The following is an 8,103-nucleotide window of genomic DNA, read 5'->3' as shown; positions in this document are numbered from 1 at the left end:
ATGGCGACCAGGTGTACCTGCGGCGCATCGAACATTTCTACGGCGCCGAAAACGCCCAGCAATACCGGGAAATGGCGATGGCCGCCTGTGCGCGGCTGGCTCGGGAAATTTGTGGCGGCGGCGATATGTGGCCGCTGCGGGTGGAGTTCAGCCACAGCCCGCTGGCGCCAGTAAAAACCTATCGTCAGCACTTTGGCTGCGAGGTGTTGTTCAACCAGGAACATGACTGTTTGGTGTATGCCGCTGGCGTGATGGCGCGTGCGGTCAAACCGCTGTCGTCCCAGGCCCAGGCGCGTATCGACAGTTACCTGCGCGAGCTGCTGGCCAGCTTGCACGACAGCCTGGAAATGCAGGTGCGCACCCTGATTACGCAAACCCTCGGTGTGCACCAACACAGCCTTGAACACATCGCCCAACTGCTGCAACTGCACCCGCGCACCTTGCAGCGTCGCCTGCTGGCGGAGCAGTTGAGTTTTAAGCAGTTGGTTCAGGAAGTAAAAATGCAGCTGGCCAGCTGGCATCTACATGCCTCGGCCATGGACCTGACACGGCTGGCCGACGCCCTGGGGTACAACGATTTGGCCGCCTTCTCCCGCGCCTTTAAAAACCACCACGGCATGCCGCCGTCGCGCTGGCGTGAGCAGCACCAGGCAGTAAAAAAAGCCTAAGGCTGTGTGTTTATGCCGATGTGCGTAGACGGCCCATCAGCTCGATCAACGCCTGGATATCCTCATCCCCCGTACGCCACGACGACACGCTAATGCGCATCGCCGGCCGCCCTTGCCAGATGGTGCCGCCAAACCAGGCCTGCCCGGATGCCTGCAAGGCTTCGCGCACCGCTACGGTCTGTGCATCGTTATCTGCGCGGAACAGCACTTGGTTTAACACCACGCGGTTAAGCACCTCATAACCGGCGCTGCGCAAACCTTCGGCAACGCGCTGGGCCTGCCGGCAGTGGCGTTCAATTTGCTCGGCCACGCCCTGTTTACCCAGGCTGCGCAACGCCGCCCAAACCGGGATGCCGCGTGGCCGGCGGGAGAATTCCAGGGTGAGGTTTTTCTGTGCATCGGCGCTGGCGCTGGAGTAGGCGGCGTCGCTGTTCATGGCTGAGGCAAGGGCGTCGGCGTCGCGGCAGATGGCCATGGCGCAGTCGTAGGGCGTGTTTAGCCATTTGTGCGCATCGGTGGTCCAGCTGTCGGCCTGCTCTATACCTGCAGTTAACGGTGCCAAGGCGGACGCGCGCGCCCACAGCCCAAAGGCCCCATCGACATGCACCCAGGCGCCAGCGGCACGGGCTTGAGGAATAAGCACGGCGAAGGGGTCGAATTCGCCGGTATTTACCTCGCCGGCTTGCAGGCAAAGAATGCTGCAGTCATCTAGTGCCGGCAGTTGTGCGGGGTCCACTTGGCCGTGGGCGTTGACCGGCGCGTAGATGATTTTCGCCGTACCAAAGCCGAGCACGCGCAGGGCTTTTTTCACGGTGATATGCGCCAACTCCGAGACCACTATTTTGATTTCTGGTGCACCGATCAGCCCGTCGCGGTCAAAGTCCCACCCTTGCCGGGCCAACAAACTGCGGCGCGCAGCGGCCAGGCAAGTGAGGGTACAGGCGGTGGCGCTGGTGCCAAAACCCACGGCGCTGTCGCGCGGCAGATCCAGCGCTTCCAGCACCCAGCGCGCGGCGGTGCGTTCTAGCGTGGCGGCGACGGGTGAGTTGTCGAACGAGGAGGCGCACTGATCCCAAGCCAGCATCAAGCGCTCGGCGGCGGCAGCGGCAGGCAGCGAGGCGCCGATGACAAAACCAAAATAGCGCGGGCCGTTGGACACCACCGTCGCCGCCGAACCGCGTTCATCGAGCAGTTGCAGGGTTTCGCTTGCCGAGAGACCTTCCACCGGCAGCGGCTCATCAAAAGCCGCCAGCCCGGCGAGTGCTTCGGCATCGGGAAACACCCGGCGTGTGGCCAGGCTGGCGGTGTAGTTGAGGGCGCGCGCATCAGCGGCGGCGAGTAGGGTTAGTTCGTCCATAGAGCACCAGGTCAGGTCAGCGAGGACGAAAGTATCTACCCGCGCCGCCGCTACCCAGCCGTACAGGCGCTGAGAACAACAGCGCAGCAGTGGCGGCGGCAAACTCACTGTTTGCAGTACAGTTGCTGGCATCGCCAGGTGCGCACAGCGCACCCTGTGACGGCGGCGCCGTTACGCGCTGTGCATCGCGTCTGGTTTGGCTGGCGCGGGTGGTTGATGGTCTGGCTCCGGCGGCGCGGCTTCAAAACTGTCGGCGCGGGCCATTTTCCACATGTGCTGGTAGAACTCGCCGCTGATGGTGCCGCTAAGCAATTCGCCGGGTTTGAGAAACACGTGTTCCTGGGCGAACAGCTTGATTTCGGTGGTGGAGATACGCCGCACTAGGTGCCGAGCATCCAGTTGCTTGGGGTGGGTAAGGCCAGCCGCCGCAAGCATCTCCGCCAAGGCCTTGAGCGTATTGTGGTGAAAGTTGAACACCCGCTGGGCTTTGTCTTCCACCACCAGCGCGCGCTGGCGCAATGGGTCTTGAGTGGCAACGCCGGTGGGGCATTTGTTGGTGTGGCAGCTCTGGCTCTGAATACAGCCAATGGCAAACATAAAACCGCGCGCCGAGTTGGCCCAGTCGGCGCCAATGGCCAGCACGCTGGCGATATCAAAGGCGCTGACGATTTTGCCGCTGGCGCCCAGCTTGATCTTGTCACGCAGGTTCAAGCCCACCAGGGTGTTGTGCACAAACAGCAGGCCTTCGCGCATGGGGACGCCGATATGGTCGGTGAATTCCACCGGCGCTGCGCCGGTGCCGCCTTCTTTACCGTCGACGACGATAAAGTCCGGGAGAATACCGGTCTGCAACATGGCCTTGGCGATGCCCATAAATTCCCACGGGTGGCCCAGGCAAAACTTGAAACCCACCGGTTTGCCGCCAGACAGCTCGCGCAATTGCTGAACAAACTGCAGCAACTCAATCGGTGTGGAAAACGCACTATGGCGCGACGGCGAGATGCAGTCTTCGCCCATTGGCACGCCACGGGTTTCGGAGATTTCCTTGGTCACCTTGTGCTTGGGCAAGATGCCGCCGTGGCCGGGTTTGGCGCCCTGGCTGAGCTTGATCTCAATCATGCGCACCTGCGGGCTTTGCGCTTGCGTGGCAAACCGCTCCGGGTCGAACAGGCCGGTGCTGGTGCGGCAGCCAAAATAGCCGCTGCCCAATTCCCAGGTCAGGTCGCCGCCGTGTTCGCGGTGGTACTCGCTGATGCTGCCTTCACCGGTGTCATGAATAAAATTGCCCAGCTTGGCGCCTTTGTTCAGCGCGCGAATGGCGTTGGCGCTTAGCGAGCCAAAACTCATTGCCGAGATATTGAATAGCGAGGCGGAGTAGGGCTGTGTGCACGCCGGCCCGCCTATGGTTACGCGAAAGCTGGCCGGGTCGGTCAGGGCGGCGGGACGCATGGAGTGGCCGATAAATTCAAAGCCGTTTTGGTACACATCCAGCAGGGTGCCGAAGGGTTTGTCGGCGCCTTCATTTTTTGCCCGTGCATACACCAACGAACGCTGCGCGCGGGAGAACGGCAGCTTGTCGCCGTCGGCCTCCAGCAGGTACTGGCGGATTTCCGGGCGGATGCCTTCAACCAGATAACGGATATTGCCCAGGATCGGATAATTGCGCCGCACGGCATGGCGGGTTTGCAGCAGGTCGCCGATGCCCACCAGGGTCAGCACGCCGGTCAGCAGGGTAAACGGCCATAACCATTCGTGGTGGTAGAAGGGCAGGCTGGCGAGGGTAAACACAAGGCAGGCAACAAAGAACGCGTAACGGCTAAGCAGCGAAAGGCTCATGCGGGCTCCAAGGGAAAAACGCGGCAGGGCTCAGGGTAGACGCGACGGGCATGGCAGTCGAGTTATGCGCGAGCCCAAGCCCAGCGGCATGGCCTTGGTCAGCCGATTACGCTGGCATACATCGCCCGATCAATATTGCCTCCGGACAAAATCACCCCCACGTTTTTTCCTGCCATTGCTCCGCGCTCCTGAATAAGCGCCGCCAACGCTGCCGCCCCGGCACCCTCAGCGAGGTTGTGGGTGTCGGTGTAATACACGCGCATGGCCTCGGCAATTTGCTCGTCGCTGACCGCCACCACCCGTGCCGCGCCCGCTGCATAGATGGCAAACGCCTCGGCCACCGGCTTGCGTACGGCGAGGCCGTCGGCAAAGGTTGTTGCCGACGCGGTTTCGCAAATGGCGCCGGCTTCAAAAGATAACTTGGCCGCCTGTGCCTCGGTCGACACCACGCCCACCACCTGCGTCTTCAGGCCCAGCGCATCACGCACGGCGATCACCGCGCAAATGCCCGAGCCACAGCCAATCGGCACGTAAACGCTATGCAGGTCCGGCGCTGCGCTGAACAGCTCCAGCGCGTAGCTGGCCACGCCTTTGACCAACTCAGTATGGAACGGCGGCACCAGATACAGGCCGTGTGCTTGCGCCAGGCGCGCGGCCTCTTCACGGGCCTCGTCGAAGTCGCGGCCATACTCGACCACTTCGCCGCCAAAGCCGCGCATGGCGTTGTTTTTTTCCAGCGAATTGCCCTGCGGCACCACGATCAGCGCGCGCAACCCCAGGGTGCTGGCCGCCAGCGCCAGGCTTTGGCCATGGTTGCCACGCGTGGCGCTGACAATGCCCTGCACTTCGGGATGGGTGCGCTTGAGCCAGTGCATAAACGTAATGCCGCCGCGCACTTTGAACGCGCCCGTGGGCGTGTGGTTTTCATGCTTGACCCACACCGTGCAACCCAGCCGTTGCGCCAGCAAGGGCCAGGCGTACTGGGCGGTGGCGGGCATCACTTGGTAGACTTGGCGAGCGGCTTGCTCAATAGCGTCGCGGGTTAGCTTATACATGGGCCGTCTCCTGGAAAGGTGGCCCAGTCTAGGTAGCGGCCTGATGCGCCGGCTTTCAAAAAACTGACCTGACCTTTGCCCCGTGTCTTCACTACTATGGCGTTATGAACCCGCGAAATCGTCCGCCACCCGCGCTGAAAACCGAACCGGTCCGCCGTGTCGAGGCCGGCCCGTGGGCCATCGAATTGTTACCCGGCAGCGCCTATGCAACCCGCTATATCGCCAGCCATTCGGCAATCGGCTTTGCCTTCGACAGCCAGCAAGGCCTGCACGCCATTGGCAGCGACCGGGTGCAGCCATTTGTGGCCACGCCCAATAGCCTGGCGTTTGTTCCAGCGGGGTGTGATGTGTTGTCCGAGTCTGCCCGAGGCGGTGAATACCTGCGGGTTGTGCACGCTACGGGCATGCAATTGAACGGCGATCATGCCTTTAACAATCGCATCGACGCGCAAGCCAGTGTGCTGGCGATGCAGATACGCAGCGCGCTGCTACGTGGCTCTGTCGATGACGATTGGGAAGCCTGGGCACTCGCCCTGGCTGAGCGGGTGCAAGGTCACTGCGCCTTGGCGCAACCGCCGCGAGGCTCAATCACTGCAAGGCGCCTGCGTCTGCTCGATGAGTTTATCGACGCCGGCCTTGAGGGGCCGCTGAGCGTGCAGGCGATGGCGGGATTGCTCGAGCTGTCCGAAGGTTTTTTTATCCGCGCATTCAAGCAGGCAACCGGTAAAAGCCCGCACAGCTACCTGATTGATCGCCGCCTGGCCAAGGCCCGTGCGTTGCTCAGCTCAACGGCCAGCCTGGCGCAGATCGCCCTGACCTGCGGTTTTAACTCCCAAGCGCATATGGCGACCGCTTTCAAACAGCGGCTTGGGGTAAGTCCGGCGCAATTGCGCAAAGGCTAGAACACTCGCTGTAGAAGTGAGGGGGCGGGTTTAACTGCTCTGCGCCTGCAGAAAGATGGAAAACAACTCGGACTGCGATTTGATCCCCAGCTTGCTGTAGATGTGTTTTTTGTGGACCTTCACGGTCTCGGCGGAGATATCCAGCTTGCGGGCAATTTCTTTGCTAGAGCAGCCGCTAAGCATCAGCCGCGCCACGTCCAGTTCCCGTGCAGTCAGTTGCGCGCCTTTCAGTTGCTGGGCCGAGCTTTCCAGTTGCGCGCGCCATTGGCCGCTGGCGGCAACCGGCGCCACCTCTTCAAAGGGCATGCGTTGGCGCAGCAGGGCGATTACCCACGGCTGAATCAACGACAGCAGGGCGATCTGCTCGGGGCTAAAACGTTGGGTCGACCCCAGGGACAAGCACAACGTGCGGTCACCATCGAGCTGGCAGTTCAGTTGAATTTCGTCGGCCACTACATTCAGGCGGAAGTAGCGCTGGTAGTACTCGGTTTGTTCGAAATACTCCGGCGCCACCTCGGCCAGGCGAAAGAACCCGGTTTGCGCCTGCTCGCGGCTGGCGATGTAAAACGGGTCAAGCAGGTACAGGCCTTTGAGGTAATCCTGAAACAGCGTGTCCGGCCCGCCGTCATCGCCGGGGCATTCGGCGAATACCTGCGGACGCTGCTCAGAGCTGAACAGCAATACCACCCAACTGTCGAACGCCACGTACTGCTCCAGCAGGCGCACCAACAGGGTCCAGAAATTCGGTTTGGGTAAGGCTTCGATCAGTTGCCCCACCGAGCGATGCCAGGCGATGTCCTGCAGCGTTAACGTCATTGCGTACCCCATGCCCAAAAACGACTAACCCGGATGGGTTACCACGCCTGCGTGATTACGAGCACCCGGCGTGATGCGCATACTGCCCCGACCGCAGCGCTCCTGGCGAGGCCAACGCTGGCGGATAACGATAAAAGGACACCCCATGAAGGTTGAATTCGCCCAACTTGCTGGCCGTGACGCAGACACCGCCTACAACCTACAACGCACTCTGGCGGCCATCGCCGCCTGTGCCAGCGACACCCAGTTGCTGGTATTTCCGGAAACCCACCTGATGGGCTTTCCCAGCGCTGACCAAGTAGCCGCCGTCGCCGAGCCGCTTGATGGCCCCACGCTACAAGCCGTGCAACAGGCCGTGCGCGAACGTGGCATTAGCGTGGTGGTTGGCATCGCCGAAGTCGACGGTGGCCGTTACTTCAACACCACCGTGCTGCTCACCCCCGAAGGCATCGCCCTGAAATACCGCAAAACCCACCTGTGGGCATCGGACCGTGGCGTATTCAGCGCTGGCGATCGGTACAGCACCTGCCTGTGGAACGGCGTGCGGGTTGGCTTGCTGATTTGCTACGACATTGAATTCCCCGAAACCGCCCGCGCCCTGGCGCAATTGGGCGTTGAGCTGATCATTGTTACCAACGGCAATATGGACCCCTACGGCCCCACCCACCGCACCGCCATCATGGCCCGCGCCCAGGAGAACCAGGCGTTTGCTCTGATGGTTAACCGCGTTGGCGAAGGTGATGGCGGCCTGGTGTTTGCCGGCGGCAGCGCCCTGGTCAACCCGTTCGGCACCCTGCTTAAAGAAGCTGGGCGCGAAGAAAGCCAATTCAGCGCCGAGTTCGACCTTAACGAGCTAACGGCCGCGCGCCGCGACTACCGCTACCTAGACGATCAACGCCTGCAGCTGCCGGGCGAAGTGCTGGAGCACGCCGATGGTCGCCGCGAATTGCTGATTCCCTGAATGAGTTCTCGGGCACTGCACCGAGGCGAAAAAAATAAGAACTACCGCCCCGCACGACTAGCGGGGCCCACAACCTACTGCCAAAAAAAATAAACATTAAGGAGTAGTCCCATGGCTCGTTTGCAACGAACACTTTCCCTCGGCTCGGTGGTGCTGTTTGGCATCGCCTATATGACCCCGATCATCGTCCTCGGCACCTTTGGCATTCTCTCCACCACCACCGGTGGCGCCGTTCCGGCTGCTTATGTCGTGGCCGCCATCGCCATGCTCTTTACTGCGTTCAGCTACGCCCGTATGGCTGCGGCCTTCCCGGTGGCCGGCTCGGCGTATAGCTACGTGCGCAAGGCCATCAGCCCCAAACTGGGTTTTTTGGCCGGCTGGGCGGTGTTACTCGACTACCTGTTTTTGCCCATGGCCATCTGGCTGATTGGCGCGGCGTATTTGTCCTCGGCGTTTCCGGCTATTCCGCAGGCGGTCTGGGTGTTGGCGTTTATTGGCGTAACCACGC

8 protein-coding genes are annotated in these 8,103 nt (G+C 61.7%); 4 read left to right on the top strand and 4 right to left on the bottom strand.

Annotated features, from left to right (window positions below; all coding sequences use genetic code 11):
* A partial coding sequence (locus tag AAAB16_RS22375; protein WP_340665318.1) for a helix-turn-helix domain-containing protein occupies positions 1–668 on the top strand: 668 nt, incomplete at its 5' end.
* A 10-nt stretch (positions 669–678) separates the two neighbouring features.
* Here the strand turns inward: AAAB16_RS22375 and AAAB16_RS22370 are convergent.
* The 3 genes from AAAB16_RS22370 to AAAB16_RS22360 all read right to left on the bottom strand — a co-directional run bounded on the left by AAAB16_RS22370 (position 679) and on the right by AAAB16_RS22360 (position 4,916).
* On the bottom strand, positions 679–2,025 hold the full coding sequence (locus AAAB16_RS22370; RefSeq protein WP_340665317.1) for an aminotransferase class V-fold PLP-dependent enzyme: 1,347 nt from the start codon (positions 2,023–2,025) through the stop codon (positions 679–681).
* 171 nt (positions 2,026–2,196) lie between these two features.
* Positions 2,197–3,861: an FMN-binding glutamate synthase family protein gene (locus AAAB16_RS22365; RefSeq protein WP_340665316.1), complete on the bottom strand. Its 1,665-nt coding sequence runs from the start codon at positions 3,859–3,861 to the stop codon at positions 2,197–2,199.
* 98 nt (positions 3,862–3,959) lie between these two features.
* A complete protein-coding gene (locus AAAB16_RS22360; protein ID WP_340665315.1) occupies positions 3,960–4,916 on the bottom strand; it encodes a threonine dehydratase in 957 nt (318 codons plus the stop codon).
* A gap of 104 nt (positions 4,917–5,020) precedes the next feature.
* On the opposite strand from AAAB16_RS22360, the gene AAAB16_RS22355 reads away from it, so the two are divergent.
* The gene (locus tag AAAB16_RS22355) at positions 5,021–5,818 is read left to right on the top strand and encodes an AraC family transcriptional regulator (protein ID WP_340665314.1); all 798 of its coding nucleotides are present in this window, start codon (positions 5,021–5,023) and stop codon (positions 5,816–5,818) included.
* Positions 5,819–5,848: 30 nt separating this feature from the next.
* Here AAAB16_RS22355 and AAAB16_RS22350 read toward each other — a convergent pair whose 3' ends face one another.
* The gene (locus AAAB16_RS22350; RefSeq protein WP_340665313.1) at positions 5,849–6,634 is read right to left on the bottom strand and encodes a LuxR C-terminal-related transcriptional regulator; all 786 of its coding nucleotides are present in this window, start codon (positions 6,632–6,634) and stop codon (positions 5,849–5,851) included.
* A 145-nt stretch (positions 6,635–6,779) separates the two neighbouring features.
* On the opposite strand from AAAB16_RS22350, the gene AAAB16_RS22345 reads away from it, so the two are divergent.
* Together AAAB16_RS22345 and AAAB16_RS22340 are read left to right on the top strand one after the other, a co-directional pair.
* Complete coding sequence (locus AAAB16_RS22345) at positions 6,780–7,595, top strand: carbon-nitrogen hydrolase family protein (RefSeq protein WP_340665312.1); 816 nt, start codon at positions 6,780–6,782, stop codon at positions 7,593–7,595.
* 111 nt (positions 7,596–7,706) lie between these two features.
* On the top strand, positions 7,707–8,103 hold a 397-nt coding region (locus AAAB16_RS22340; RefSeq protein WP_340665311.1), incomplete at its 3' end, for an amino acid permease.

Origin of the sequence: Pseudomonas sp. (assembly GCF_037994325.1) — a bacterium.
Classification (GTDB): Bacteria; Pseudomonadota; Gammaproteobacteria; order Pseudomonadales; family Pseudomonadaceae; genus Aquipseudomonas.
This window is presented reverse-complemented; position numbering and strand designations above follow the sequence as displayed.

Coding starts and splice junctions, on each gene's coding strand:
- AAAB16_RS22370 (WP_340665317.1), bottom strand. CDS start 2,025: ATGGACGAACTAACCCTACTCGCCGCCGCTGATGCGCGCGCCCTCAAC.
- AAAB16_RS22365 (WP_340665316.1), bottom strand. CDS start 3,861: ATGAGCCTTTCGCTGCTTAGCCGTTACGCGTTCTTTGTTGCCTGCCTT.
- AAAB16_RS22360 (WP_340665315.1), bottom strand. CDS start 4,916: ATGTATAAGCTAACCCGCGACGCTATTGAGCAAGCCGCTCGCCAAGTC.
- AAAB16_RS22355 (WP_340665314.1), top strand. CDS start 5,021: ATGAACCCGCGAAATCGTCCGCCACCCGCGCTGAAAACCGAACCGGTC.
- AAAB16_RS22350 (WP_340665313.1), bottom strand. CDS start 6,634: ATGACGTTAACGCTGCAGGACATCGCCTGGCATCGCTCGGTGGGGCAA.
- AAAB16_RS22345 (WP_340665312.1), top strand. CDS start 6,780: ATGAAGGTTGAATTCGCCCAACTTGCTGGCCGTGACGCAGACACCGCC.